Here is a 24,738-nt window from a genome sequence, read left to right as displayed (position 1 = left end):
ACGATCTTCCGTGCGTACGGGATCAACCGGGGCGTTGATCGGCGCATTCCCGCTCCGGCGGACGGTCCGTGCGTCAACTCGCGTACCGCGCAAGGGAACCCTGTGTAACCCCGGGGAACCCCCGCACAACCCGGAACCCGTCCCTACACTCCTGCACCATGCCGACACCGATACCCCCGCCGTCCCCGGACGCACTCGTCGTGCGGACCACGCATCGCGCGAGTGTCGCCGTACCGATCGCGCTGGCGGTGATCGCCGTGGGGCTGCTCGGTGTGGCGGGTGCGGTGACGGTGATCGTCGGCGAGCAGCGCAGACCGCCGCCCGCCGCGGGCTATGTGGGTGTCGTCCTCATGCTGGGCTTCGTGGCCCTCGGAGTGCTCGCACTGATCGCCACGTACAAGGCGCGCAACGCCCGTGCCCTCTTCGACGCGGCCGGGTTCTGGTGGGACAACGGCACGGCCCGCGCCCTGATCCCCTGGGACTCACTGACCGGGGTCGCCGTGCACTGGAGCCGCATGGGCCGCGGCACCAAGCTGTACTCCCTGGAGCTGTATCCGCGCGGCCCGGTCGACCGCGACGACCCGGTCCTGTGGACCCTCGTACGCGATACGGATCCCCCGGAGCCCGGACTGCCGCGGGTGCACTACCAGTTGCCGTTCCGCCCCGCCGTGCGCGATGCGCTGATGGCGGGGGTGCGGCAGCACGCACCGGCCCTGTGGCTCGGCGAGACCCGCCGCCCACCGGGACACATCGGCCGCCCGGACCGCCGCGGACACCAGGCGCGGACGCGGTCGGGCGGGTAGGTCACCGCCGCGTCAGGGCAGCGAGCGCCACCGCGTCAGGGCAGCAGACGGGCCGCGCGGGCGCGCAGATAGCGGCGCTCGGGGCGGCTCAGCGTCCCCTCGGCAGCCGCGCCGTAGGCAGCCCGCGCCCCTGCCGCGTCACCGGACTTCTCCAGGAGATGCGCCCGTACGGCGTGGAAGCGGTGGTGGGAGCCCAACACCTCCTCGCGACCGGCAAGTCCACTGGTTTGTGACGACGAAGGCCCGGCGTCGATGCCGGAGAGGAACCCCCCTCATCCAGGCCATGCGAGGCAACCCAGCACCGGCTTGAAGGCAGGGCGAGAAGAGTCTGGTGCGCAGGCCTGACGGAGCCGGATAAGGCGAACACACGTGCGTAATGTAGCCGGTGGCGGTGATCGGTGAGGAAGATTCGGTGGCGTGTGCGCATCTCGCACTACGGCCCCATTCCAGGCGCCGTTCCGGCTGTGACGGGACTCGGCATTGGGTGGTCAGCGCGGTACGGAAAGGGGTGCGAGCGGATGGCAGCGCCGGATCGGGACGCCGGGGCGCAGCAAGAGCGTGCCCGTTTTGTGTACCGATTGCGCCTATCCGCTGTCGCGGAGCGGGAGTTGGCGGAGGAGTGGGCGCGGTGTCGTTGGGTGTGGAACGAGTGCGTGGCCCGCTCCCAGGCGGTCCACGCGCACAACCAGGCGCACCCAGAGGACATGTGGACGTGTGGTCCGGCTGAGCTGGACCGGATGCTGACGCGGGCGAGGAAGGTCACGCCGTGGCTGGCGGCCGGGTCGAGTGTGCCGCAGCAGCAGATCATCCGGGACTTCGGCCGCTCACGGACCAAGGCGCTCAAGGACATCGCCGCCGCCCTGCCCCCGGCCCGCCGCGCGGGTATGCCCCAGTTCAATACCCGCAAAGGCAAACGCGCCAGTCGGCCGTCCCTGAACTACACGCGGAACGGCTTTCGCCTGAGCGACGGCAGGCTGCACCTGGCGGGCGGGATCCGGGCCGCGGTGGTGTGGTCCCGCCCGCTGCCCGCCGAACCCTCCTCGGTCCGCATCTACCAGGACGCGCTCGGGCATTGGTACGCCTCGTTCGTCGTCCCGGCCGCCGCCGAGCCGCTGCCGCCAACCGGCGCCGTGGTGGGCGTCGACTGGGGGGTGCGCGAACTGGCCGTCACCACCAGCGACGCTCATGACCTGCCGCACCCGCAGTTCGGGCGGAAGGCCGCCGTACATCTGGCGCAGTGCCAGCGCATGATGGCCCGACGCCGCCCGCCACGGGGCAAGCCCGCCTCGCGCGGCTACCGCGAGGCCCAGCGCATGGCAGCCAAGGCGCATGCGAAGGTGGCCCGCCAACGTCAGGACACGGCAAGGAAGTGGGCCAAGGCCCTGGTACGGGATCACGACGTCCTGGCGGTGGAGGACTTCCATCCGAAGTTCCTCGCGGCGACGACGATGGCCCGTAAGGCGGCCGACGCCGCGATCAGCGCGGCCAAGAGGGCCGTACTGGAGATGGGCCGCAAACATCAGCGCGACGTGCGCCTCATCCCTGCACCTCACACCACGATGGACTGCGCGGCCTGCGGGACGAGAGCCAAGTCCCGCCTGCCGCTCAGCGAACGAACCTTTCGGTGCCACGCATGCGGAATCGTCGTCCCCCGGGACAAGAACTCCGCGTACGTGATGCTCCGCCGGGCAGGTCTGAACCCGGCTGGTGTCGATCGCATCAGACTCGACCGTCCGCCGGACGATCAAGCAGCGTGAGCCAGGAATCCCCTCCACCAGGAAGGGGAGCATTCAAAGGAGACGTCGGAGCCGCAGGACTCTTCCCGACAAACCGGGCTACCCGCTCTCCGGCCGACCGACCTCACTGGCCTCCGGGGCCTCCGCCTCGCCCTCCACCCGGTCCACGCAGGCCGAGCAGCGGGGGTTGTGACAGGGACCTGCCGCATAGTGCGGCACATAGGCGCCGAGCACCTTGCGGGGCTTGACGACCGTATCCACAGGGTGTTTGCAGACCGGGCAGATGTCACCGTCCCGATGCGCACCGACACGGCCGGTCTCGCCCGCCGCGCGGGCTGCGGCCGTCCGCTCATCACGATGTCTGGCCATGTATCCAAGGTATTCCTGCCGGGGGCGGGCGGCCAGGGTCTCCCGGCGAGGGAACCCCAAGATCCGCCCGGACGTTCACAGGACGGAAACCGCATCACGAGTCAGAACCGCACCACGAGTCAGGAGAAGACCATGGCAGGGTTCCTGGACCGAGCCAAAGAGCAGGCGCAGCGCGGGCTCACGCAGGGCAAACAGAAGATCGACGAGGTGCAGAGCCAGCGCACCGGCGCGGACCTCCTGAAGAAGCTGGGCGCCGCCTATTACGCGGAGCGGCAGGGCACCGGCAGCCCGCAGGCCACACAGCAGGCGATGCAGGCGGTCGAGGCGCATATCGCGACCAACGGCGACGCGTTCCTGCGCAGCTGACCCCGTACACACCGGCTGATCGCGCCGCGCCGGCCGATCGCGCCACAGTGACCGATTCGGCTCGCTCGCACCTCGAACAGGTAGCTATCGCAAAGGAGTTCCGGTACAAGCGTCCGCTATGAGGCGGTGCGCAACCGGGCTCCCGCCGCAGGCCACACGAGGAGTCGGCATGGCCCCACCCATGTCCGCGAGCAGACTGCTGGACGCCCTGAGAGACGAGGGGCTCACCGTCGTCGAGGTCGGCGACTGGCGTCACCACAACCGCAATCACAAGGGGCCCTGGGGCCCGGTGCACGGCGTGATGATCCACCACACCGTCACCAAGGGCAGCGAGCGCACCGTCCGCATCTGCCGCGACGGCTACGCCTCGCTGCCCGGTCCGCTGTGCCACGGCGTCATCACCAAGGACGGCCGGGTCCATCTGGTGGGGCACGGCCGCGCCAACCATGCCGGGCTCGGCGACGACGACGTCCTGCGCGCGGTGATCGCCGAGAAGGGTCTGCCGCCGGACAATGAAGCGAACACCGACGGAAACCGGCACTTCTACGGCTTCGAGTGCGAGAACCTCGGCGACGGAGAAGACCCTTGGCCCGGCGCCCAGTTGGAGGCGATCGAGCGGGCCGCGGCGGCGATCTGCCGGCACCACGGCTGGACGGCCCGCTCGGTGATCGGCCATCTCGAATGGCAGCCGGGCAAGGTCGACCCGCGCGGCTTCACGATGCGCAGGATGCGTGAGCGGATCGCGGAGCGGCTGAAGTAGTCCCGGGTGCCGGGAGCCACCCTCAGAAGCTCCCGGCACGCCAGGCCACGACACCTCCGTGCACCGCACCCGAGGACTCCCGCACCGGCAGCCTCCGCACGCCCGGGCCCCAGGACCCCGCACCCGCAGCCCCGACCAGCGACAATTGCCAGGTGATCGCCGCCCCCGACCTCTCCGCCCTGCGGCCCCGGCTCCCCTCGCCGCTGCAGCCGCTGGCCGACGAGCGCTTCACGCGCCGCGGCGTCACCTTGCTGCTCAAGCGCGACGACCTGATCCACGAGGCGCTCCCCGGCAACAAGTGGCGCAAGCTCGCGCTCAACCTCCGCGCCGCCCGCGGCCGCCCCGTCCTCACGTTCGGCGGCGCCTACTCCAACCATCTGCGCGCCGTCGCCGCCGCGGGCCGCCTCCTCGGCTTCCCCACCATCGGCGTCGTACGGGGGGACGAGCTCGCCGGCCGTCCGCTCAATCCGTCCCTGGCCCAGTGCGCGGCCGACGGCATGCGCCTGGTGTTCATCGACAGATCGACGTACCGACACAAGCACGAGCCGCCGACCCTCGCCCGCATCCTGACCGAGGCGCGGGCGGACGACAGCTACGTCGTCCCCGAGGGCGGCTCCAACTCCCTTGCCGTACAAGGCTGTACGGACCTCGGCCGCGAGCTGCACGACCTGGCCGACGTGGCGGCGATCGCCTGCGGCACGGGCGGCAGTCTCGCGGGCCTGGCCGCCGGCCTGGCGGAGGGCCAGCGGGCCCTCGGCGTTCCCGTACTCAAGGGCGGTTTCCTCGACGCCGACATACGCCGCCTGCAGACCGAGGCCTTCGGCGCACCGACCGCCAACTGGCGCCTCGACGACCGCTTCCACGCCGGCGGCTACGCCCGTACGACACCCGCACTCGACGCGTTCGCCGAGGACTTCGAGCAGCGGCACGGGCTGCCCGTGGAACGTCTCTATGTCGCCAAACTGCTCCACGCGCTGACCACGCTCACGGAGGAGGGCGCCTTCCCGCCCGGCACCCGCCTCGCCGCGGTGATCACGGGCCGCCCGGGCCCGGAGACCGCGGCCTGACCCCGTAGGCACGCCGGCGGCTACTCCTCGCGGTAGGCCGCCGCCTCCTCCAGATCGAGCCGGCGCAGCAGCGTCCGCAGCATCTCGTCGTCGATCCGCCGCTGGTCCCGCAGACGTACGAAGACCTCGCGCTCGGCGTCGATCATCTCCCCCGCCAAGCGCCGGTACGTGTCGTCCGCGCTCTCCCCCGTCACGGCGTTGACCGTGCCGAGCCGCTCCCACACGGCGTTGCGCCGCCGTTCAAGCACGGCGCGGAGCCGGTCGGCCAGCGCGTCCGGCAGGGTGTTGCGCTCATCGGCGAGGAGCGTGTCGAGGCGTTCCTGCGCGGCCCGCGAGGCCTCGCTCTGCGCCTGCGCCTCGGCCAGCGTCTCGGCCCGGACATCGCGCCCGGGCACCTTCAGCATCCTGATCAGGCCGGGCAGGCTGAGCCCCTGCACGACCAGGGTGCCGATCACCGTCGTGAAGGTCAGGAAGAGCACGAGATTGCGCGCGGGGAAGGGCGATCCGTCGTCGAGGACGTGCGGGATCGAGAACGCGATGGCCAGCGACACGACTCCGCGCATCCCTGCCCAGCCCACGATCAGCGGCCCGGTCCAGCCGGGGTCCGGCTCCCGCTCGCGGATCCGCGGGGACAGCCGGCGCGGGATGAAGGTCGCCGGGTACACCCACACGAACCTCGCGACGACCACGATCACGAAGAGGGCCACCGCGTACCAGGCGGCCCGCAGCCCCTCGTACTCCCCCAATTCCTTCAACACCACCGGCAGTTGCAGCCCGATGAGCGCGAAGACGGCGGACTCCAGGATGAACGCGACCATCTTCCAGACGGCCGCCTCCTGCAGCCTGGTCGCGAAATCGACCTGCCACGAGCGATGCCCGAGGTAGAGCGCCACGACCACCACGGCGAGCACCCCGGACGCATGCACCTCCTCGGCCGCCGCGTAGGCGACGAAGGGGATGAGCAGCGACAGGGTGTTCTGCAGCAGCGCCTCGTTGAGGCACTTGCGCAGCCAGTGCAGCGGCACCATCAGGATCAGACCGACCCCCACGCCGCCGAGCGACGCGAGCGCGAACTCGCCGAGACCGCCCGCCCAGCTGGCCCCCTCACCGACTGCAGCGGCGAGCGCCACCTTGTACGCGGTGATCGCGGTGGCGTCGTTCACCAGGGACTCGCCCTGCAGGATCGTGGTGATCCGCGAGGGCAGGCCCACCCGGCGCGCGATCGCGGTCGCCGCCACCGCGTCCGGCGGCGCGATCACCGCACCGAGCACGAGCGCGGCGGTGAGCGGCAGATCCGGCACGATCAGATAGATCGCATAGCCCACGACCAGCGTCGCGAACAGCACGTACCCCACCGAAAGCAGCATCACGGGACGCCAGTTCGCCCGCAGATCGAGATACGAGCTCTCGACGCCCGCCGTGTAGAGCAGCGGCGGCAGGAGCAGCGGCAGGACGATATGCGGATCGAGCTCGTACGCGGGCACGCCCGGCAGATACGACACGACGAGGCCGGCCGCCACCAGGAGCAGGGGCGCGGGCACGGGCGTGCGGCGCGCGAACCCGGCGACCGCGGCGCTTCCCGCGACCAGCATCAGCAGTGGCAAGACATCCATCGTGGTCCCCGCACCCCGTCCGTGATCATGAGCTGCTTCCCTGACCTGCGTCGTACGCTGCAATCATGAACGAGTGCACGCACGTTGACCTGCTGCCCCACCCGGAGCCCGCGCCGCTCAGCGCCACCTGCCTCGAATGCGAGGCGGCGGGCAGCCACCCGGTGCAGCTGCGGCTCTGTCTGGCCTGCGGGCATGTGGGCTGCTGCGACTCGTCGCCGTTCCAGCACGGCACCCAGCACTTCAAGGACACCGGGCACCCGGTGATGCGCTCTTTCGAGCCCGGCGAGAGCTGGCGCTGGTGCTTCCTGGACGCGGCCATCGTCTGAGCCGGCCGCGGGCGTACGCGGGGGCGCGAGCCCAGGGGTTCGACGGCGCAAGGCGTGGGTACGTCAACCCGGCGCACTCTGTTGGCAATTGGGCCCGCAGACCCCTAGCCACTGTCCGTACGCATAGGCTTACTATGAGTGACACCAACGGGCCCCCAAGGCTATGGGCCCCCGGGACAGGGAGCCTCGGAGCGCGATAGCGTCACCGCTGGACCTTGCGGCGCGTTACTCGTGCGACGCTGCGTATGGCCCGCCGCCCGCCGGCGGGCCGAGAGCCCGAAGGCGCAGGCCGCCAAGGAAGACCGAAGGCGCCTGCACCCTCGGCCCGACATGTTCGACCACCTTGGAGGTGAGGGTGTCCCAGATCGCAGGCGAGCCCGCGGCCCAGGACTTCGTCGAAGTCCGGCTTCCGGCTGCCGGTGCCTACCTGTCCGTGCTGCGCACCGCCACAGCAGGACTCGCGGCCCGATTGGACTTCACCCTCGACGAGATCGAGGACTTGCGGATCGCGGTCGACGAAGCCTGCGCGATCCTGCTCCAGCAGGCCGTGCCCGGCTCGGTCCTCAGCTGCGTCTTCCGCCTTGTCGACGACTCCCTCGAGGTCACGGTCTCGGCGCCCACCACGGACGGACGGGCCCCCGCGCGGGACACCTTCGCCTGGACGGTGCTCTCCGCGCTCGCGGGCAAGGTCGAATCCACGGTGGACGACGACAAGAACGTCTCGATCAGCCTGTACAAACAGCGCGGCGCGGGACCCGGGCCGGCGTGAGGAACGGGGACGGGCCGGTGCGAGGCGATGAGCGTGGCGCATGGGGTCTGCCCGCCGAAGGCGGCACGACCGACGCCGGGCGGACCGGCCCTGCCGGGATCCGGGGCGCCGACGAGCTCCCGGGCATTCCCGAACAGCAGGCCCGGCCGCATCCGGACACGGAGGACGCTCCGGGCGCGGAGCAGCAGGTGGGCGACAGGGGCGAGCGCGGCGCGCTCTTCGGCCAGGCCGGGCGCGGGCCGGGGACACCTCCCGGCGGCAGCCGGGGGAGGGCGGGACACATGAGTGGGCATCAGCACGATCCGCAGGACCGCAGCGGTGCGAAGGCTCTGTTCGTGGAGCTGCGCAAGCTGCCCTCCGACAGCCCGGAGTACGCGGAGCTGCGCAACCGTCTCGTCCGGATGCACCTCCCGCTGGTCGAGCACCTGGCGCGCCGCTTCCGCAATCGCGGCGAGCCCCTGGACGACCTCACGCAGGTCGCGACGATCGGCCTGATCAAGTCGGTGGACCGCTTCGACCCGGAGCGGGGCGTGGAGTTCTCGACGTATGCGACCCCGACGGTCGTGGGCGAGATCAAGCGCCACTTCCGCGACAAGGGCTGGGCGGTCCGCGTACCGCGCCGCCTGCAGGAACTGCGCCTGGCGCTGACGACGGCGACGGCCGAGCTCTCCCAGCAGCACGGCCGCTCCCCCACGGTCCACGAGCTGGCCGAGCGGCTCGGCATCTCGGAGGAAGAGGTCCTGGAGGGCCTGGAGTCGGCCAACGCGTACTCCACCCTCTCCCTGGACGTCCCCGACACGGACGACGAGTCCCCCGCGGTCGCGGACACGCTGGGCGCGGAGGACGAGGCCCTGGAGGGCGTCGAGTACCGCGAGTCCCTGAAGCCGCTCCTGGAGGACCTCCCGCCCCGCGAGAAGCGCATCCTCCTCCTCCGCTTCTTCGGCAACATGACCCAGTCCCAGATCGCCCAGGAGGTCGGCATCTCCCAAATGCACGTCTCCCGCTTGCTGGCCCGCACGCTGGCGCAGCTGCGGGAGCGGTTGCTGGTGGAGGAGTAGGCCTCGTCTGGGCGGCCGCGTGCGGGTGGTCACTGCCCGTCGGTTCCGTCCGGGCGGTTGCGTCCGGTCCGTCGCGTCCGGGCAGTCGCGTCCGGGCAGTCGCGTGCGGGTTGTCACTGCCGGGCGGTTGCGTCTGGTCGGTCCCGGTCGGTCGGTCACCTCCGGTGGGTCACTTCCGGTCCCGCCGTCGTCGTCGACGGCGGGGTCTGGGGGCGAAGCCCCAAGCAGGCCCCACCCACCCCAGGCGCTCATGCGCCGGGGTCCGGGGCGGAGCCCCAAGGGGGCCCACCCCAGGCGCCCGTACGCCGGGGTCCGGGCGAAGCCCCAGCGGGGGCAAGGGGCGAAGCCCCAAGGGGGTGCAGGGGGCGAAGCCTCCGCGGGCACACCCACTCTGAGGACTCCGTCAACGGGGGTCCGGGCCGCAGCCCCAAGCAGGCCCCACCCACCCCAGGCGCCCGTACGCCGGGGTCCGGGGCGGAGCCCCGGTTTCGGGAAGGGGCGGGTAGGGGAAAACCGCCCGCCGCAGGCGCCACCCACCCGCACCCCACGAACGCACCGCAGCCCCACCCGCACCCCACGAACGCACCGCAGCCCCACCCGCACCCCACCACCCACCGCAGCCCACCCACCCCGCGAACCCACCACCCCCGAAAGCGGCGCAGCCCACCCCGCTACCCTGCAAGGGTGAGCAGTGACCAGACCGCCGCCGGCCCGACGGCAACCCCCCGCCCCCCGCGCCTGACCGCAGCCGCGGCCCTCGCCGCCCTCGAAGGCCTCGCCCTGATCGCGATCGGCATCTGGATGCTGGCCGACGGCCTGGCCGGCAACACCGAGAACGCCACCCAGGCCGAGACCGGCGGCATCACCATGATCGTTCTCGCCGCGATCCCCCTGCTCGCCGCCCGCGGCCTGCTCAAGCTGCGCAGCTGGAGCCGCGGCCCCGCGATCATCACGCAGATCCTCGCGCTCCCCGTCGCCTGGCAGCTGCTGCAGGCCGACAGCATCGCCATCCCCGCGGGCATCGCCCTCGCGGTCGTCTCGGTCACGACCCTGGTCCTGCTCCTCAACCCGGCCACCACCCAGGCCCTCGGCATCGGCCCGCGCGAAAGCTGACAGCGCCGCCGGCACCCCCAGGGCGTGCGGGCATCTGTCCGCCACGTACCAGGGACCATGTGCCGTCTCCGCCACGTACCGGGGACCACGTGCCGTCTCCGCCCCCCACCGAGGCCAGGGGACTCTCCGCCACCCACCGGGGCCAGGGCACATCTCCGACCACCCACCGGGGACAGGGCACATCTCCGCCACGTGCCAGGAGCCAGGAGCCAGGAGCCAGAGACATCTCGGCTCTCCGCCGGCACCAGGCATCCCCCATCCCACGCCGCCCACCCCTCCCCCACGTGTCGGGAATCTCTCCCCCACCCCTCAGAGGGGACCTAGGTATGGGCGAGATCAAGAGCGCTAGGTACCCTTCCTCGCATGCGTGCACTCCTCGTGGTCAATCCAGCGGCAACCACCACCAGTGCCCGCACCCGTGACGTACTGATCCACGCCCTCGCCAGCGAGATGAAGCTCGAGGCCGTGACGACCGAGTACCGCGGCCACGCCCGCGACCTCGGACGCCAGGCGGCGCAGAGCAAGGACATCGAGCTGGTCGTCGCCCTCGGCGGCGACGGCACCGTCAACGAAGTCGTCAACGGACTGCTCCACAACGGCCCCCGTCCGGAGTCTCTTCCCGGACTCGCGGTCGTCCCCGGCGGCTCGACCAACGTCTTCGCCCGCGCCCTAGGCCTCCCGAACGATCCGGTCGAGGCCACCGGCGCCCTCCTGGACGCTCTGCGTACGGGAAGTCAGCGCACTGTCGGCCTCGGCCTCGCCTCCGGTACGGAGGGCACCGAGGACGAAGGGGTGCCGGCGCGCTGGTTCACGTTCTGCGCGGGCCTCGGATTCGACGCCAGCGTCATCGGACGAGTCGAACAGCAACGGGAACGCGGCAAGCGCTCGACCCATGCGCTTTACGTACGGCAGATGGTCCGCCAGTTCCTCGACGAACCCAACCGCCGGCACGGCACGATCACGCTCAGCCGCCCCGGTGAGGACCCCGTAAGCGATCTTGTCCTGTCGATAGTCTGCAACACCTCCCCCTGGACCTACCTGGGCAATCGTCCGGTGTACGCGTCCCCGCAGGCCTCCTTCGACACCGGTCTCGACGTGCTCGGTCTGAGCAAGCTGTCGACCCCCGCGATGGCCCGCTACGCCACCCAGCTGCTCACCTCGACACCCGAGCGCGGTCCCAAGGGCAAGCACGCCTCGCTCCTGCACGACCTGACGGACTTCACCTTGCAATCAAAGGCCCCGCTCCCGTTCCAGATGGACGGTGACCACTTGGGCCTCCGCACGAGCGTTACCTTCACAGGCGTACGTCGTGCACTGCGTGTGATTGTGTGAGTGGAAGGGCCCAAAGTCCTTTCACTCGAACGTTTAGACCAGGGTCCACCCCATGGAAGTACGGCTGTGAGCTAGCCGACACCGAGGAATCAAAAAAAACTTTCCGGAAGGGGTTGTATCCGTCGTCGAGGTTTGCGAATCTCTTCTTGGCGCTCGACGCGGCTCGCAACACCAGCCCCACAGAGAGCCAGAACCCCTCCTCTCTCACAGGACCTACACCAGGAAACTGGTATCGGCCCTTCACTTGCGGAGGGATTCGTGAAAGCGTTCACATTCACAAGCAACCTGCCAGCAATACCTAGGAGATGGAGCAGCCATGGACTGGCGTCACAACGCCGTTTGCCGCGAGGAAGACCCTGAGCTCTTCTTCCCCATCGGCAACACCGGTCCTGCGCTGCTGCAGATCGAGGAAGCCAAGGCCGTCTGCCGTCGCTGCCCCGTCGTGGAGCAGTGCCTGCAGTGGGCGCTCGAGTCCGGCCAGGACTCCGGCGTCTGGGGTGGCCTCAGCGAGGACGAGCGTCGCGCAATGAAGCGCCGCGCCGCCCGCAACCGAGCCCGTCAGGCCTCCGCCTGACGCTCCACCCCGAGCGGACCTGAGCCCGGCGGCGCGTACAGCGAGTACGCATCTCCCGCCCCCGAGCCGCAGCGCGCAGTACCCTCAACGCGCAGAGCCGTTTGAAGCTTTGAGCCCCGGACCAACAGGTCCGGGGCTTTCTGCTGTTCCCGTACAGCGGGCTGCTGTGCACCTGCCGCGGAATTCCCGCCCGCTGCCCAAGTGCCGTACGGGGGCGGCTGCTTCTGGCTTTGCCTCCCCCGTACGGGAACTACTTCTGCGGCCGTACCGGGATGTCGAGCAGCACCTGGGTGCCGCGTTCGGGCGCGGCCTTCATGTCGAAGGTGCCGCCCAACTCGCCCTCGACCAGGGTGCGGACGATCTGCAGACCGAGGTTGCCGGCGCGCTTCGGGTCGAAGCCCTCGGGCAGTCCGACGCCGTCGTCCTGGACGGTGATGAGGAGGCGGGCGTCCTTGCTGGAGCCGCCGCGGACCGCGGAGACCTCGACCGTGCCGTGGTCGCCCTCGCGGAAGCCGTGCTCCAGGGCGTTCTGCAGGATTTCGGTGAGGACCATGGAGAGCGGAGTGGCGACCTCCGCATCCAGGATGCCGAAGCGGCCGGTGCGCCGGCCGGTGACCTTGCCCGGGGAGATCTCGGCGACCATCGCGAGCACACGGTCGGCGATCTCGTCGAACTCCACGCGCTCGTCCAGGTTCTGGGAGAGCGTCTCGTGGACGATCGCAATGGAGCCGACGCGCCGTACGGCCTCTTCGAGCGCCTCACGGCCGCTCTGCGAGTCGATCCGGCGGGCCTGAAGGCGCAACAGGGCGGCCACGGTCTGGAGGTTGTTCTTCACCCGGTGGTGGATCTCCCGGATGGTGGCGTCCTTGGTGATCAACTCACGTTCGCGGCGACGCAGTTCGGTGACGTCGCGCAGCAGGACGAGCGAACCGATCCGCGTCCCCTTGGGCTTGAGCGGAATGGCGCGCAGCTGGATCACACAGTCGTTGCCCTCCACCTCGGTCTCGCGCGGGGCCCAGCCGCTGGCCAGTTTGACCAGGGCCTCGTCCACGGGGCCGCGGGACGGGGCGAGTTCGGCGGTGGCCTTTCCGAGGTGCTGTCCGACGAGGTCGGAGGAGAGGCCGAGACGGTGGTACGCGGAGAGCGCGTTGGGCGAGCCGTACTGGACGATGCCCTCCGCGTCCAGCCTGATCAGCCCGTCACCGACACGCGGCGACGCGTCCATGTCGACCTGCTGGCCGGGGAAGGGGAACGAGCCCGCCGCGATCATCTGCGCGAGATCCGAGGCGCTCTGGAGGTAGGTCAGCTCCAGGCGGCTCGGGGTGCGCACCGTGAGCAGGTTGGTGTTGCGCGCGATGACACCGAGGACGCGGCCCTCCCGTCGTACGGGAATGGACTCGACGCGAACCGGAACCTCCTCGCGCCATTCCGGATCGCCCTCGCGCACGATCCGGCCCTCGTCGAGCGCGGCGTCGAGCAGAGGCCGGCGGCCGCGCGGGACGAGGTGGCCGACCATGTCGTCCTGGTACGAGGTGGGGCCGGTGTTGGGCCGCATCTGGGCCACCGACACATAGCGCGTGCCGTCGAGCGTGGGCACCCAGAGCACCAGGTCGGCGAAGGAGAGGTCGGAGAGCAGCTGCCACTCCGAGACCAGCAGATGCAGCCACTCGAGGTCGGTGTCCCCGAGGGCGGTGTGCTGGCGTACGAGATCGTTCATGGAGGGCACGTGTGCGAGCGTACCTGGCGGTTCGCGCAGCCGTACGCCTGGTGAACAGGGCCCGGAAACACCCGCGGGCCGCGGCGCCTGGGAGGGACCCTCAACCCGCCCGGCACCGCAGCCCGGAGTTGCATCGGCCGGTGGGTGTGCGGACCCTCGGACCGAGTGGGGGTGCGTGCGCAGTCAGGGCAGAGAGCGCTGCACCCCACTCCGCTCTTCTGTGCGGGAAGAGCGGAAGTTCTTTGATTGTGCGGGGCTTGGGCCCCGGCGTCCGGGGCCTGGGCCCCACCCGCATTGTGGACTAGACCATTATCCGATGTCCATGCGTCGGCAGATGTTTGTTCTCGTCTCTTTCTCCAACGTCCCGCTGCGGGAAAAAGTTCACCCCGCCACGGATTCGGTACGGATGCCGACGGGCGCGGGCGGCCAGGCGCGCATGGCGAGGCGGGCGACCTGCTCCAGGTCCTCGGCGCTCGCGCCGTCCCTGGCCTGCTGGGACATGCCCTGGAAGACGGCGGCGACATGCAGGGCGAGCACCCTGGCGTCGGCGTCGGGCGGCAGCTCGCCGGCGGCGATGTCGTCCCGGATACGGCGCTCGAAGTCGGCCACATTGGCATTGCGCTGGGCCCGCAGGGTCTCCTCGACCTCGGGGGTCGTGCAGTTGGTGGCCGCGTGGATCACCAGACAGCCGTGCGGATGGCCCGGCTCCGTGAACGCGGTCGCCACCTCGCGCAGCATCCGCTCGATCCCGGCGCGGGCGGTGGGCTCCGCTTCGAGCGCGCGGCCGGGCACGGCTCCGTGCGTACGCCCGTACTCGACCAGGACCTCGGCGAAGAGCGACCGCTTGTCGCCGAACGCCGCGTACATGCTGGGCGGCCCGATTCCCATGGCGCGCGTGAGGTCGGAGACCGAGGTCGCCTCGTAGCCCCGCTCCCAGAAGATCTGCAGCGCCTTCTCGAGCGCGGTGGCCCGGTCGAAGGAACGGGGGCGGCCGCGGGGCTTGGTCCGCGGCTCGGGGTGCGGCTCGGGCTGCTTGTCGGGCTGCTCGTCAGGGTGCCTGTCGGGGTGCTTCTCCACCATGGAGTGAATTCTATAGCGGGCACTAGAAATTCAGCGGCGGCGTGGGCTAGCTTTCTTTCTGTAGCGACCACTAGCGAAAGAGGGGGACGCAGTCATGAGCGTGCTCGCAGGCAGGCTGACGGGGAAGACGGCATTGGTCACGGGCGGCAGCCGGGGCATCGGACGCGGGATCGCGGAGCGTCTCGGACGCGACGGGGCGCGGGTGGCCGTGCACTACGCGAGCAATGAGGCCGCAGCCAAGGAGACGGTCGCCGCGATCGAGGGGGCGGGCGGCTCGGCCTTCGCGATACGGGCGGAGCTCGGGGTGCCGGGGGATGCGGCGCGGCTGTGGGCGGAGTTCGACCGGCACGCGGAGGGGGTGGACATTCTGGTCAACAATGCGGGGATCGGCTCGACCCGGCCCTTCGCGAGCATCGGCGAGGAGGAGTACGACCGGGTGTTCGCGGTGAACGCCAAGGCGCCGTTCTTCGTGACGCAGCTCGGGGCGGAGCGGCTGCGCGACGACGGACGGATCATCAACATCTCGTCGGGCGTCTCGCATGCGGCGGTGCTGCCCGACCTCATCGCGTACGCGATGACGAAGGGCGCTCTCGACGTCTTCACCCGCAATCTGTCGAAGGTCCTCGGGCCACGCGGAATCACGGTCAATGCGGTGGCACCCGGAATCGTGGACACCGACGTGAACGCCGACTGGCTCCGTACGAGCGAGGAGGCATGGGCGGGAGCGGCGGCGATGTCGGCGCTCGGCCGGGTGGGGACACCGGCGGACATTGCGGATGTGGTGGCTTTCCTCGCTTCGGAGGACGGGCGGTGGGTGACGGGGCAGTGGGTTGATGCGACGGGTGGGTCGTTGGCTTAGGGGCTTGAGGGCTTGGGGCTTGGGCCAGTAGAGGGGCTGAGGGCGGAAGGGGGCGGGGGCGGTCAGCTTGGGCGGCGGCCGGGGACGGTGGGTCGCATGCGGTGGTCCGGGGCGGCGGGTTCGGGCTGTGGCCGGTGCGGTGAGCCTCGGGCGGTGGCCGGGCTCGGGTAGGGCTCGGGTGATGGCTGGGCTCAGATGGCGGCCGGGCGGGGTGGTGGTCGGGCGTGGTGGGGCTTGGGTCGTGGTGGGAGGTCAGTGGGTTTCGGTGATTTTGGCCAGGGCTCGTGGGGCGTCCGGGTCCTGGCCGCGGGCGATCGTGACCTCGTAGGCGAGGAGTTGGAGGGGGAGGATTTCGAGGATGGGCTGGAGTTCCTCGGGGAGGCCGGCCGTGGGGAGTTCGAAGCCGGCCGAGGCCGCGGCGACCTGTTCGCGCGGGCCGATGACAACCAGATCCGCGCCCCGGCCGCGGAGGCGGTCGAGCACGGGCTGGAGCGCCTCGCCGCCCTTGCCGTCCGTCACGACCGCGATCACCGGGGAGATGTTGTCGACCATGGCGAGCGGGCCGTGCAGCAGGTCCGCGCCCGAATACGAGAGGGCGGGGATGTAGCTGGTCTCCATGAGCTTGAGCGCGGCCTCCTGCGCGGTCGGGAAGCCGTAGCCGCGGGAGGTGATGACCATGCGCTCGGCGAAGCGGTAGCGGGAGGCCAGCTGCTTGACCTCGTCGCCGCGGGCCAGGAGTTCCTCGGCGAGGTCGGGCAGGACCGCCGCCTCGGCGCCGTCGCCGCCGCGCAGGCCCTCGACGAAGAGGTACAGGGACAGGAGGGAGGCCGTGTAGGTCTTCGTCGCGGGCAGGGCCTTCTCGGGGCCGGCCAGGATGTCGATGTGGTGCTCGGAGACCGCGGCCAGCGGGGAGTCGGGGTTGTTGGTGACGGCGAGCGTGATCGCCCCGGCGTCGCGGGCCGCCCTGGTGGAGTCGACCAGGTCGGGTGAGCCGCCGGACTGGCTGACCGTGATGACCAGGACATCGCGCAGATCGGGGCGGGCTCCGTAGGCCGTCGTGGTCGACATCGAAGCGAGGCCGCAGGGCAGGCCGAGCCGGATCTCGAGGAGGTACTTGGCGTACAGGGCGGCGTTGTCGGAGGTGCCGCGGGCGGTGAGGAGTACGAAGCGGGGTTTGCGGGCGGCGATCTGTTCGGCCACCGCGCGGATCCTGGGCGCTCCCTGCTCCAGGATCCGCCGCAGAACGGTGGGCTGCTCCGCCATTTCGGCCGCCATGATCCGGCCGGCCTGCTCACTGAGGGGCGACATGCTGGTCTACCTTCCCGGGTTGGCCTCCCCTCAGTCTGCGCCGGGGGGCACGGGCGCGCTGGGTGGTGAGGAGCGCGGGTGCGGTGGCGGTGAGGAGTGAGGGTGCGGTGGCGGTGAGGAGTGAGGGTGCGGTGGCGGTGAGGAGTGAGGGTGCGGTGGCGGTGAGGAGCGCGGCGTGCTGGGCGGCGAAGGCGCAGATGCACTGGGCGGGGCGAGGAAGCCGGGTGCGGTGGTCGCGAGGAGCACGGCGCCATGGACGGCGAGCGCGCGGATCCGCTGGCGGGCCAAGGAACCCAGGCACGGTGGTCGCGAGGAGCGCGGCGCCATGGACGGCGAGCGCGCGGATCCGCTGGCGGGGCGGGGAACCCGGGCGCGGCAGTCGCGAGGAGCGCGGCGCCATGGCGGCGGGGGCACGGATGCGCTGGCTGTGAGGAGCGCGGCGTGCTGGGCGTGAGGAGCGCGGGTGCATCCGGTGGTGAGCTGCGCCGGTGCAGCAGTGGTGACGGTCGCCGCGCGATGGGGCGTGCCGATCCGGGCGGGCGCGCGGGCGCGGGCCGGATTGGGTGTTCACGGGCGGAGCAGTTCCGGGGGCGGGGCGGGGATTGCTCTGTTAGATTGGTCTATACCACAACGCAGTCAGCACCTCCCCCATTCGCCCAACTCTCCAGATCGGCAGGCCCAGCGTGGAAGTTGTCATCGTCAAGGACGCCAAGGCAGGCGGCGAGCTCATCGCGGGGGCCATCGTGGACCTGCTGGCCCGCAAGCCCGACGCGCTGCTCGGCGTGGCCACCGGCTCCACCCCGCTGCCCATCTACGACGCGCTCATCGCCCAGGTGAACGCGGGTGCGGTGGACGCCTCCAAGGCCCGGATCTGCCAGCTCGACGAGTACGTGGGACTGCCCGCCGGGCACCCCGAGTCGTACCGGGCGACGGTCCTGCGCCAGGTCGTCGAGCCGCTCGGCCTGCCCGAGACGCAGTTCATGGGCCCCGACGGCAGCGCCGAGGACGTGCAGGCCGCGTGTGACGCGTACGACGAGGCGCTGGCCTCCGCGGGCGGCGTGGATCTGCAGATCCTGGGAATCGGGACCGACGGGCACATCGGGTTCAACGAGCCCTGCTCCTCGCTCGCTTCGCGTACGCGGATCAAGACGCTGATCGAGCAGACCCGGATCGACAACGCGCGGTTCTTCGACAACGACATCGAGCAGGTGCCGCACCACGTGATCACCCAGGGCATCGGGACCATCCTCGACGCCCGCCACCTGGTGCTGCTGGCGACCGGTGAGGGCAAGGCCGAGGCCGTGGCACAGACCGTCGAGGGTCCGATCTCGTCCCTGGTGCCGGCCTCCGCGCTGCAGCTGCACCGGCATGCGACGGTCGTGGTCGACGAGGCCGCCGCGTCCAAGCTCAAGCTGGCGGGCTACTTCCGCCACGCCTTCGACAACAAGCCTGCCTGGCAGGGCATTTAGCACTCGGCGTGAGCCCGGGGGCCATGCCGCCGGGCTAACATCTCTCGCAGAAGCGGCCCCTCACCCCACTGGGGTGAGGGGCCGCTTCTGCGTGGGTGGACCTGCCGGATTCGCGGGACGGAACCCGGCCCCGGTGGCCAGCGCTTCGGCCACGGCCTCCGGGCCGACTGCTCCCCACTTCCGAGCAGACCCTCCCCGCCCCCGAGCAGGCACTCCCCCTCCCCGAGCAGAGCCTCCCCACCCCCAAGCCGACGCTCCCCACCCCGAGCCCCAGCAGACACTCCCCCGCTCCGAGCCCCCGCTCAGCATCTCCCCGGCCCCCACCTGCGCCAAGGGCGCCCTCCCCTCCCCCGCATACGCCAAGGGCGCCTTCCCCCCCGTGGAAAAGGCGCCCTTGGCGTGTGTGTCGCCGGGGTCAGGGACCCGTGAGGACCTCCGCCGCGGCCACTCCGCACACCCGGGCCGCTCCGTACGTCGCCACGTGGAGGGCGCCGCGGGGTGCGGACTGCGGGACGCCCATCTCGACGACGACCGTGTCGGGGCGTGCGGCGAGCAGCCCGTCGAGCGCGGCGGACATCCACGGGTGGCGGTGCTCGTCGCGCACCACCGCCACGACGCGGCGGGTACCCGCGGCCGCGAGCACCTCGCCGGCCGAGACACCGTCGCCGTACGAGCCGGTCTCGGTGCCCGGGAGCATCCGGCCCAGTTCCGCGGCCACCCCCCAGGGCGTCTCGTCGCCGACCGCGATGTTGGCCATCGGCGTGAAGGCCGCCACGTACGCGGGCGCGTCCAGGCGCGGACCCGAGCCCGTCACCTTGAGCGCCCGGCGTGCGGCGACCAGGCCGATGTCGGTCCGGGGCGCGCCCTCTCCCCGTACGGAAGCGGCGGTCCACTCCCCCAGCGTGCGCACCCGGGCGGCCGCGTCCGCGAGGCGCTCCTCGGCGAGTTCGCCGCTGAGCACGGCCTCGACGAGCGCGTCCCGCAGCCGGACCACCGTGTCGTCGTCCGCGAGGCCGCCGCCCACGCAGATCGCGTCGGCACCGGCGGCGATGGCGAGGACACTGCCGCGTTCGATGCCGTACGTGGCGGAGATGGCCTGCATCTCCATGCCGTCCGTGACGATCAGACCGTCGAAGCCGAGCTCTTCGCGCAGCAGTCCGGTGAGGATGCGGTGCGAGAGGGTGGCCGGAAGATCCGCGTCGAGCGCGGGCAGCAGGATGTGCGCGCTCATGACCGCCTTGGTGCCGGCGGCGATGGCGGCGCGGAACGGCGCGAGCTCCCGTTCCCGCAGCACCTCGGGCGAGGCGTCGATCCGCGGCAGTGCGTGGTGCGAGTCCACGCTCGTGTCGCCGTGCCCCGGGAAGTGCTTGGTGCAGGCCGCGACGCCGGAGGACTGCAGGCCCCGGACGTACGCGGCGGTGTGCCGGGCCACCGCGGCGGGATCCGCGCCGAAGGAGCGGACCCCGATGACGGGGTTGTCGGCGTTGGAGTTGACGTCGGCGGACGGCGCCCAGTTGAGGTTGACGCCGCAGGCCGCGAGGCGGCGGCCGAGCTCGGCCGCCACGTCGTGGGTGAGCACGTCGTCGTCGACCGCGCCGAGCGCGTGGTTGCCGGGGAACGAGGAACCGGTGCGCACCTCGAGGCGGGTGACGTCGCCGCCCTCCTCGTCGATGGCGACGAGGACGCCGTCGCGTTCGGCCCTCAACTGGGCGGTGAGCGCGGCGAGTTGTTCCGGAGAGTGGATGTTGCGGCCGAACAGGCCGACGGAGTGCAGACCTTCACCGATCCGGCGCAGCAGCCAGTCCGGTGCGCTGGTCCCGACGAAGCCGGGCTGCAGGACGGCAAGGGCATCGCGCGTCAGAGTGTCGGTGCCGCGGGCGAGTGTCGTCATGTCCGGGGGTTATCCCTTCACGGCGCCTGAGGTGAGACCGGCGGCCATCTTCTTCTGGACGATCATGAAGAAGACCACCACCGGCAGGGCGATGAGTGTGGAACCGGCCATCAACGCGCCGAAGTCCGTGCCCCGTTCCGTCGTGAACGTCATCAGCCACACGTTCAGTGTGTACTTGTCGTTGTCGTTCATCAGGACGTACGCGAAGAGGTATTCGTTCCACGCGTTGACCAGGGCGAAGATCGAGGCGGCGGCGAGGCCGGGGGCGAGCAGCGGGAACACGACCCGGCGGAAGGCTCCCATGCGGGTGCAGCCGTCGACCATCGCGGACTCCTCGAGTTCCACGGGGATGTTGACGACGAACCCACGGATCATGACGACCGCGAACGGCAGGGTCGACACGAGGTAGACGACGATGAGACCCCAGTACTCGTTGAGTCCGCCCATGGTGTTGAGCTGGGCGTAGATGGGGATGAGCATCGCCGTCGGCGGGAGCAGCTGCACCAGGATGAGCACCATGAGCAGTGCTTTGCGGCCGAAGAAGTTGAACCGTCCGATGGCGAGGGCCGCGAGGGTCGCGATCACCATGCCGCCGACGACCGCCGCGATCGCGACGATGAGGCTGGACTGGATGGCCGTGTCGAAGTTGGGCTGGTTGACCGCGCGCTTGAAGTTGTCGAAGGTGATCGACGAGGGCCACAGGGTCTGGTCGTACGACCGGATCTCGTGGTTGGGGCGCAAGGCGCTGATGACCAGCCAGTACACCGGGAACGCCATGATCACGGTGACGACGAGCCCGATGATGTTGTAGCCGAGGCGGGTCTTCTTGCGGTCGGGGCGCAGCACCTGCTGAGGGCCGGCGTCGCCCCGGACGCCTGCGGCGTCGGACTTGGCGACCGGGGTGGAGGCGGAGGCGCTCATTCGACCTCTCCTGTCTTGATCAGCTGGCGCAGGTAGTACACGGCCACGCCGGACAGCAGCAGCACGGTGATCAGGGCGATCGCGGTGCCCTGGCTGAAGGAAGTGGACTCGAACGCCTTGGAGAAGGAGTAGAGGCCGAGGGTCTCGTACTCCGGCTCGGGCTTGCTGCCGCGCAGCAGCCAGATCTGGCCGAAGCAGTTGAAGTCCCAGATGACCGACAGCGTCGTCACCATGACGAACACCGGCTTGATGACGGGCCAGGTGACGAAGCGGTAGACGCCGAAGGCGTTCGCGCCGTCCAGCTGTGCGGCCTCCTCCAGGTCCTTGGGGACCTGGGTCAGCGCCGCGTACAGCGTGATGACCACGAAGGGCAGTGCGCCCCAGATGACCAGGGCCGAGATGATCGCGAAGCCCTGCCAGGGGTCGAGGAACCAGTTGTGGCCGAGGAAGTCCTCGCCCACCACCTTGGCGATCAGGGTGTTGATCAGGCCGTAGTCCGAGTCCGCGAGCCACCGGAAGATGGAGGTGGCCACGAGCAGGGGCAGCGACCACGCGGCGACCAGCGCCGCGGTGAGCGCGAGGCGGATCCAGGTGGACACGCGCTGCATCAGCAGGGCGATCAGCAGGCCGGCGGCCATGGTGATCACCACGCAGACGGTCATGAAGAGCACCGTGCGGGCCGTGACCATCCAGAACTCGGAGTCCCCGAGGATGTTGGTGAACTGCTCGAAGCCGACCCATGGCGGGTCCTGTCCGGTCCACAGTTCGCGCCGGCCCATGTCCTGGAAGGACATGATGACGGTCTTGACGAGCGGATACGCGTACACGGCGGCGACCGCGATGATCGCCGGCAGAATCAGGAGATACGGGAGCAGCGCCCCCTTCTTGTACTTCCTGGCGCCGCGGCGGGTGCCGCCGGGCGACGACTTGACCGGGACGTGCCCGGGTTCTTCGGTTGCCCGCTGCGCGGGGACACCGGTCCCCGTGGCCTGGGTGGTGTCGGCGGCACTCACGTGGCTGACCTTCCGTTTGTCGCACTGCACCGTCGGGTGCACCGAAAGGGGCGGCCGGGCGAGACCCGTTGGTGCTTGGGCCTCACCCGCCGCCAGGGAGCCTGTCGGCTCGGGACTACTTGTTGATCAGCTCGTTGATCTTGTCTTCGGCCTTCTTGATGGACTCGTCCACCGACTTGCCCTTGAGGATGTCGAGGAGCATGACCTCCAGGACCTCCTCCTTCTCGATCGCGGTCCAGCCGGGGGCGATCGGGGTGAACCAGGCGTCCGGCACGGCGTTGGCGATCGGGGCCGTCTCCGGCTTCGCCTTCAGCGGCTCGAGCTGCTTGGTGTTGTTCGGCAGGATGTTCTTGGAGACCAGGACGTCCTGCGACTTCTCGCTCGTGAAGAGGGAGATCCACTCCTGGCCGAGGTCGGTCACCTTGGACTTGCCGGTCACCGCGAGGTCCGAGCCACCGATGAAGGAGGGCAGGGCCTTGCCGTTCGGACCGGGCATACCGGCCGTGGCGATCTTGCCCTCGAGCTTCGGGTTGCCGTTGGCCTTCGGGTCGATGACGACGCCGGACTCCCAGCCGTTGCCGTAGAGAAGGGCGGCCTTCTCGTTGGCCATGACGTTGGCGTGGTCCTGCTCGTCCTTGGTGATGTCGCCCTTGTTGTACTTCTTCACCAGGTCGATGAAGTGCTCGATGCCCTGCTTGGCCTCGGGGCTGGAGAGCGAGGCCTTCCACTCCTTGGAACCCTCGTCGTACTCGGCGATCTTGCCGCCGTACGCGGCCACGTAGGACATGGCGGCGTACCAGTAGCGACCCGGCAGGTAGAGCGAGGAGAAGCGCTTGTCCTTCTTGCCGTACTCGGCCTGGACCTTGTCGAGAGCGGTGAGCATCTCGGCCTCGGTCTCGGGCAGCTTGTCGCTGCCGGAGCCCTTCTTGAACATGTCGGTGTTGTAGATCGCGACGCGCGCACCGGCGTAGTAGGGGACGCAGTACAGCTTGCCCTCGAAGGAGCAGGTGTCCTTGAGGCCCTGGATCCAGGTGTCGCTGTTGTCGTACTTCTTCGGGTCGATCTCCGCGAGCGCACCGTTGAGGATGTACTGCATGGTCTCGGTGTTGCCGAGCTCGACCACGTCCGGGAAGCTGTCGCCGCCGAGTGCGGTGTCCAGCTTCTTGGCCTTGTCGGCCCACTGCTGGTACTGCACCTTGACCGTGACGTTCGGGTACTTCTTCTTGAACTGGTCGTTGACGTCCTTGACCAGCTCAGGCCAGGAGGTCTGGGCGTCGGACATCAGCCAGACCGTCAGTGTTTCCTTGCGGTCCTTCGGGTCCTTCGCAGCGCTGTCGCCGTCGTCCGAACCACACGCAGCAACACCGGTCATCATGGCTGCGACACCCACTGCCGCAATGAGCTTGCGCTTCACGTCACCCTCCTCAGGGAATCCAGCAACCCCCCACCCACTTCGGTGACATCGACAGGACACTGTTCGTGGGGCTGGGACCTGGTCTTTAATGGTGTAGACCAGTACGGGGAGCTTGGCCTAGACCTTTGGGGGTGTCAAGGGTGTATAAGAGGGGCTCCATATCCCGTTACCGGACCGACACCTGAGCGAGGGCGACTGGCCGGGACAGGGCCATGCCACGATGTGAGCCGCGACAGACGGAGGAGCCGGTGACGGCAGCAGCACAGGAGCCGCAGCAGGGCGCCACCCGCGGCGGCAGCCAGGAGACGGGCGGACGCATGGGCACCGAGGCCGGCACCAACCAGGGCGGCAGCACCACCGGAGAACCGACGGGTCCCGGCCGTGCGGCCCGCGTCCCCAAGTACTACCGGCTCAAGCGGCACTTGCTCGACATGACCGAGACGCTGCCGCCCGGTACGCCCGTGCCCCCGGAGCGCACGCTCGCCGCCGAGTTCGACACCTCGCGCACCACCGTGCGCCAGGCGCTGCAGGAGCTGGTCGTCGAGGGCCGGCTCGAGCGGATCCAGGGCAAGGGCACCTTCGTCGCCAAGCCCAAGGTCTCGCAGTCGCTCCAACTGACCTCGTACACGGAGGACATGCGGGCGCAGGGTCTCGAACCCACCTCGCAGCTCCTGGACATCGGCTACATCACGGCCGACGACCGGCTCGCCGAGCTGCTCGACATCACCACCGGCGGCCGCGTCCTGCGCATCCAGCGTCTGCGGCTCGCGAACGCCGAGCCGATGGCCATCGAGACCACGCACCTGTCGGCCAAGCGCTTCCCCGCGCTGCGCCGCTCGCTGGTCAAGTACACCTCGCTCTACACCGCGCTGGCCGAGGTCTACGACGTCCACCTGGCCGAGGCCGAGGAGACCATCGAGACCTCCCTGGCCACCCCGACCGAGGCGGCGATGCTCGGTACGGACGTGGGCCTGCCCATGCTGATGCTGTCGCGGCACTCCGTGGACGCGGAGGGCAAGCCGGTGGAGTGGGTGCGCTCGGTGTACCGCGGCGACCGCTACAAGTTCGTGGCCCGCCTCAAGCGTCCGAACGACTGACGGGGCGGCGGCTCACGGTCCGTCCCGCGTTCCAACTCCGGCACAGGGCAGGCGAATTGGTACGGACTAATCCCTTGCCCCGG

At 70.2% G+C, this 24,738-nt stretch carries 24 protein-coding genes; 14 read left to right on the top strand and 10 right to left on the bottom strand.

The features are described from left to right. Nucleotides 1-158: 158 nt before the first annotated feature. Nucleotides 159-803, top strand: a complete 645-nt coding sequence (locus tag H9Y04_RS01470) for a hypothetical protein (RefSeq protein WP_236070495.1) — start codon at nt 159-161, stop codon at nt 801-803. A gap of 35 nt (nt 804-838) precedes the next feature. Here the strand turns inward: H9Y04_RS01470 and H9Y04_RS01465 are convergent, their stop codons facing one another. Next, the gene (locus H9Y04_RS01465) at nt 839-1,003 is read right to left on the bottom strand and encodes a hypothetical protein (protein WP_268980432.1); all 165 of its coding nucleotides are present in this window, start codon (nt 1,001-1,003) and stop codon (nt 839-841) included. A 318-nt stretch (nt 1,004-1,321) separates the two neighbouring features. On the opposite strand from H9Y04_RS01465, the gene H9Y04_RS01460 reads away from it, so the two are divergent. Next, on the top strand, nt 1,322-2,560 hold the full coding sequence (locus H9Y04_RS01460; protein WP_187811738.1) for an RNA-guided endonuclease InsQ/TnpB family protein: 1,239 nt from the start codon (nt 1,322-1,324) through the stop codon (nt 2,558-2,560). A 78-nt stretch (nt 2,561-2,638) separates the two neighbouring features. On the opposite strand, the gene H9Y04_RS01455 is transcribed toward H9Y04_RS01460, so the two are convergent. Next, on the bottom strand, nt 2,639-2,908 hold the full coding sequence (locus H9Y04_RS01455; protein WP_214660706.1) for a hypothetical protein: 270 nt from the start codon (nt 2,906-2,908) through the stop codon (nt 2,639-2,641). A gap of 132 nt (nt 2,909-3,040) precedes the next feature. On the opposite strand from H9Y04_RS01455, the gene H9Y04_RS01450 reads away from it, so the two are divergent. The 3 genes from H9Y04_RS01450 to H9Y04_RS01440 all read left to right on the top strand — a co-directional run bounded on the left by H9Y04_RS01450 (nt 3,041) and on the right by H9Y04_RS01440 (nt 5,101). After that, on the top strand, nt 3,041-3,274 hold the full coding sequence (locus tag H9Y04_RS01450; protein WP_187811737.1) for a hypothetical protein: 234 nt from the start codon (nt 3,041-3,043) through the stop codon (nt 3,272-3,274). Between the two features lie 169 nt (nt 3,275-3,443). After that, nucleotides 3,444-4,034 (top strand): N-acetylmuramoyl-L-alanine amidase, encoded by a 591-nt coding sequence (locus H9Y04_RS01445; RefSeq protein WP_187811736.1) that lies wholly within the window; start codon nt 3,444-3,446, stop codon nt 4,032-4,034. A gap of 155 nt (nt 4,035-4,189) precedes the next feature. Further along, complete coding sequence (locus tag H9Y04_RS01440) at nt 4,190-5,101, top strand: 1-aminocyclopropane-1-carboxylate deaminase/D-cysteine desulfhydrase (protein ID WP_187811876.1); 912 nt, start codon at nt 4,190-4,192, stop codon at nt 5,099-5,101. 20 nt (nt 5,102-5,121) lie between these two features. Here H9Y04_RS01440 and H9Y04_RS01435 read toward each other — a convergent pair whose 3' ends face one another. Continuing rightward, a complete protein-coding gene (locus tag H9Y04_RS01435) occupies nt 5,122-6,714 on the bottom strand; it encodes a Na+/H+ antiporter (RefSeq protein WP_187811735.1) in 1,593 nt (530 codons plus the stop codon). Nucleotides 6,715-6,779: 65 nt separating this feature from the next. Here H9Y04_RS01435 and H9Y04_RS01430 point away from each other — a divergent pair, with 65 nt between their 5' ends. The 6 genes from H9Y04_RS01430 (at nt 6,780) to H9Y04_RS01405 (ending at nt 11,886) form a co-directional block, all read left to right on the top strand. Further along, a complete protein-coding gene (locus H9Y04_RS01430; protein WP_187811734.1) occupies nt 6,780-7,040 on the top strand; it encodes a UBP-type zinc finger domain-containing protein in 261 nt (86 codons plus the stop codon). A gap of 355 nt (nt 7,041-7,395) precedes the next feature. Further along, nucleotides 7,396-7,809, top strand: a complete 414-nt coding sequence (locus H9Y04_RS01425; RefSeq protein ID WP_093608316.1) for an ATP-binding protein — start codon at nt 7,396-7,398, stop codon at nt 7,807-7,809. Then, nucleotides 7,806-8,867 (top strand): RNA polymerase sigma factor SigF, encoded by a 1,062-nt coding sequence (locus H9Y04_RS01420; RefSeq protein ID WP_187811733.1) that lies wholly within the window; start codon nt 7,806-7,808, stop codon nt 8,865-8,867. The genes H9Y04_RS01425 and H9Y04_RS01420 overlap by 4 nt, the downstream gene beginning before the upstream one ends. Nucleotides 8,868-9,551: 684 nt before the next feature. Continuing rightward, nucleotides 9,552-9,980 (top strand): hypothetical protein, encoded by a 429-nt coding sequence (locus H9Y04_RS01415; protein ID WP_187811732.1) that lies wholly within the window; start codon nt 9,552-9,554, stop codon nt 9,978-9,980. A 363-nt stretch (nt 9,981-10,343) separates the two neighbouring features. After that, entirely contained in the window at nt 10,344-11,312 is a 969-nt protein-coding gene (locus H9Y04_RS01410) for a diacylglycerol/lipid kinase family protein (RefSeq protein ID WP_052576828.1), read from the top strand. 316 nt (nt 11,313-11,628) lie between these two features. Next, on the top strand, nt 11,629-11,886 hold the full coding sequence (locus H9Y04_RS01405) for a WhiB family transcriptional regulator (RefSeq protein ID WP_040248489.1): 258 nt from the start codon (nt 11,629-11,631) through the stop codon (nt 11,884-11,886). A 250-nt stretch (nt 11,887-12,136) separates the two neighbouring features. On the opposite strand, the gene H9Y04_RS01400 is transcribed toward H9Y04_RS01405, so the two are convergent. After that, complete coding sequence (locus tag H9Y04_RS01400) at nt 12,137-13,603, bottom strand: sensor histidine kinase (protein WP_187811875.1); 1,467 nt, start codon at nt 13,601-13,603, stop codon at nt 12,137-12,139. Between the two features lie 381 nt (nt 13,604-13,984). After that, nucleotides 13,985-14,683 (bottom strand): TetR/AcrR family transcriptional regulator, encoded by a 699-nt coding sequence (locus H9Y04_RS01395; protein ID WP_187811731.1) that lies wholly within the window; start codon nt 14,681-14,683, stop codon nt 13,985-13,987. Nucleotides 14,684-14,777: 94 nt separating this feature from the next. On the opposite strand from H9Y04_RS01395, the gene H9Y04_RS01390 reads away from it, so the two are divergent. Then, nucleotides 14,778-15,542 (top strand): SDR family oxidoreductase, encoded by a 765-nt coding sequence (locus tag H9Y04_RS01390; protein ID WP_187811730.1) that lies wholly within the window; start codon nt 14,778-14,780, stop codon nt 15,540-15,542. Nucleotides 15,543-15,794: 252 nt separating this feature from the next. On the opposite strand, the gene H9Y04_RS01385 is transcribed toward H9Y04_RS01390, so the two are convergent. Next, a complete protein-coding gene (locus H9Y04_RS01385) occupies nt 15,795-16,850 on the bottom strand; it encodes an SIS domain-containing protein (protein WP_187811729.1) in 1,056 nt (351 codons plus the stop codon). A gap of 683 nt (nt 16,851-17,533) precedes the next feature. On the opposite strand from H9Y04_RS01385, the gene nagB reads away from it, so the two are divergent. After that, a complete protein-coding gene (gene nagB / locus H9Y04_RS01380) occupies nt 17,534-18,319 on the top strand; it encodes a glucosamine-6-phosphate deaminase (protein ID WP_187811728.1) in 786 nt (261 codons plus the stop codon). Nucleotides 18,320-18,734: 415 nt separating this feature from the next. Here the strand turns inward: nagB and H9Y04_RS01375 are convergent, their stop codons facing one another. From H9Y04_RS01375 to H9Y04_RS01360, 4 genes are all read right to left on the bottom strand, one after another. Continuing rightward, on the bottom strand, nt 18,735-20,210 hold the full coding sequence (locus H9Y04_RS01375) for a glycoside hydrolase family 3 protein (protein WP_187811727.1): 1,476 nt from the start codon (nt 20,208-20,210) through the stop codon (nt 18,735-18,737). 9 nt (nt 20,211-20,219) lie between these two features. Then, nucleotides 20,220-21,131 carry a carbohydrate ABC transporter permease gene (locus H9Y04_RS01370; RefSeq protein ID WP_187811726.1) on the bottom strand — a complete coding sequence of 304 codons (912 nt, stop codon included), beginning with the start codon at nt 21,129-21,131 and terminating at the stop codon, nt 20,220-20,222. Continuing rightward, on the bottom strand, nt 21,128-22,144 hold the full coding sequence (locus H9Y04_RS01365; protein ID WP_187811725.1) for a carbohydrate ABC transporter permease: 1,017 nt from the start codon (nt 22,142-22,144) through the stop codon (nt 21,128-21,130). Before H9Y04_RS01365 ends, H9Y04_RS01370 begins: the two co-directional genes overlap by 4 nt. A 115-nt stretch (nt 22,145-22,259) precedes the next feature. Continuing rightward, the gene (locus H9Y04_RS01360) at nt 22,260-23,558 is read right to left on the bottom strand and encodes a sugar ABC transporter substrate-binding protein (RefSeq protein WP_187811724.1); all 1,299 of its coding nucleotides are present in this window, start codon (nt 23,556-23,558) and stop codon (nt 22,260-22,262) included. A 317-nt stretch (nt 23,559-23,875) separates the two neighbouring features. Between H9Y04_RS01360 and H9Y04_RS01355 the strand changes: the two genes are divergently transcribed. Beyond that, complete coding sequence (locus tag H9Y04_RS01355; protein WP_187811874.1) at nt 23,876-24,655, top strand: GntR family transcriptional regulator; 780 nt, start codon at nt 23,876-23,878, stop codon at nt 24,653-24,655. The last annotated feature ends 83 nt before the right edge of the window (nt 24,656-24,738 follow it).

Source organism: Streptomyces polyasparticus (assembly GCF_014493765.1).
In the GTDB taxonomy this organism is placed as follows: Bacteria; Actinomycetota; Actinomycetes; order Streptomycetales; family Streptomycetaceae; genus Streptomyces; species Streptomyces polyasparticus.
The sequence above is the reverse complement of the archived record's forward strand: the minus strand, read 5'-3'. Positions and strand labels throughout refer to the sequence as shown.

What these genes read in the sequence shown, in the direction of transcription:
- H9Y04_RS01450 (WP_187811737.1), top strand. Translation starts at nt 3,041, where the DNA reads ATGGCAGGGTTCCTGGACCGAGCCAAAGAGCAGGCGCAGCGCGGGCTC.
- H9Y04_RS01405 (WP_040248489.1), top strand. Translation starts at nt 11,629, where the DNA reads ATGGACTGGCGTCACAACGCCGTTTGCCGCGAGGAAGACCCTGAGCTC.
- H9Y04_RS01470 (WP_236070495.1), top strand. Translation starts at nt 159, where the DNA reads ATGCCGACACCGATACCCCCGCCGTCCCCGGACGCACTCGTCGTGCGG.
- H9Y04_RS01370 (WP_187811726.1), bottom strand. Translation starts at nt 21,131, where the DNA reads ATGAGCGCCTCCGCCTCCACCCCGGTCGCCAAGTCCGACGCCGCAGGC.
- H9Y04_RS01375 (WP_187811727.1), bottom strand. Translation starts at nt 20,210, where the DNA reads ATGACGACACTCGCCCGCGGCACCGACACTCTGACGCGCGATGCCCTT.
- H9Y04_RS01390 (WP_187811730.1), top strand. Translation starts at nt 14,778, where the DNA reads ATGAGCGTGCTCGCAGGCAGGCTGACGGGGAAGACGGCATTGGTCACG.
- H9Y04_RS01435 (WP_187811735.1), bottom strand. Translation starts at nt 6,714, where the DNA reads ATGGATGTCTTGCCACTGCTGATGCTGGTCGCGGGAAGCGCCGCGGTC.
- H9Y04_RS01385 (WP_187811729.1), bottom strand. Translation starts at nt 16,850, where the DNA reads ATGTCGCCCCTCAGTGAGCAGGCCGGCCGGATCATGGCGGCCGAAATG.
- H9Y04_RS01395 (WP_187811731.1), bottom strand. Translation starts at nt 14,683, where the DNA reads ATGGTGGAGAAGCACCCCGACAGGCACCCTGACGAGCAGCCCGACAAG.
- H9Y04_RS01445 (WP_187811736.1), top strand. Translation starts at nt 3,444, where the DNA reads ATGGCCCCACCCATGTCCGCGAGCAGACTGCTGGACGCCCTGAGAGAC.
- H9Y04_RS01400 (WP_187811875.1), bottom strand. Translation starts at nt 13,603, where the DNA reads ATGAACGATCTCGTACGCCAGCACACCGCCCTCGGGGACACCGACCTC.
- H9Y04_RS01410 (WP_052576828.1), top strand. Translation starts at nt 10,344, where the DNA reads ATGCGTGCACTCCTCGTGGTCAATCCAGCGGCAACCACCACCAGTGCC.
- H9Y04_RS01455 (WP_214660706.1), bottom strand. Translation starts at nt 2,908, where the DNA reads ATGGCCAGACATCGTGATGAGCGGACGGCCGCAGCCCGCGCGGCGGGC.
- H9Y04_RS01355 (WP_187811874.1), top strand. Translation starts at nt 23,876, where the DNA reads ATGGGCACCGAGGCCGGCACCAACCAGGGCGGCAGCACCACCGGAGAA.
- H9Y04_RS01460 (WP_187811738.1), top strand. Translation starts at nt 1,322, where the DNA reads ATGGCAGCGCCGGATCGGGACGCCGGGGCGCAGCAAGAGCGTGCCCGT.
- H9Y04_RS01430 (WP_187811734.1), top strand. Translation starts at nt 6,780, where the DNA reads ATGAACGAGTGCACGCACGTTGACCTGCTGCCCCACCCGGAGCCCGCG.